General features: G+C 60.6%; 1 protein-coding gene. It reads right to left on the bottom strand.

Going from position 1 to position 528, the window contains the following annotated elements:
• Positions 1 to 41: 41 nt before the first annotated feature.
• Positions 42 to 528, bottom strand: a 487-nt coding sequence (locus tag K5E19_RS23860) for a helix-turn-helix domain-containing protein (protein WP_221553387.1), incomplete at its 5' end; no start/stop codon positions are given.

The raw sequence follows: 528 nt of genomic DNA, 5'->3' as shown, positions 1-528 counted from the left end.
GTAGAAAGAGGTCCGCCGGGAATATTGTATGAGATTGCGCATTAGCGCCGTACGACCTGCTTCTGGTAGCGAACGGGCGTAATGCCGTAGCGATGGGTAAAGGCGCGGGTGAGATGAGACTGATCGGTCAGCCCGGTCGCGGCGGCCACTTCAGCGGCCGGCATGCCGAGGGTGAGAAAATCTTTGGCGCGCCACAGACGGATCGCCATCAGCATCTGGTGCGGCGTCACGTGAAAGTGCGCTTTGAACTGGCGCTGGAAATGGTACGAACTCAGCGAGACCACGCGCGCCAGCTCATCCAGGGTCACCGGATGCATATAGTTGTCGTGAAGGTACTCGCGCGCCCGGTCGAAGCGGTGCGCCCCTTCCTGAATGACCGGAGCATGGCGCGCCAGCGGCTGAAATGTCTCGATCAGATCCAGCAGTAAGCCCTTCTGGGCCAGCGGATCGTCCGTGTGCCACAGTCCATAAATCAGCTGACAGATCTGCTGCGAACGCAGCGGGTCGTGGCGCGTGACGTCGCTAAAC

Origin of the sequence: Enterobacter sp. RIT637 (assembly GCF_019718755.1) — a bacterium.
In the GTDB taxonomy this organism is placed as follows: Bacteria; Pseudomonadota; Gammaproteobacteria; order Enterobacterales; family Enterobacteriaceae; genus Enterobacter.
Note: the sequence above shows the minus strand (reverse complement) of the source record. Positions and strands in the feature narration are given on the sequence as shown.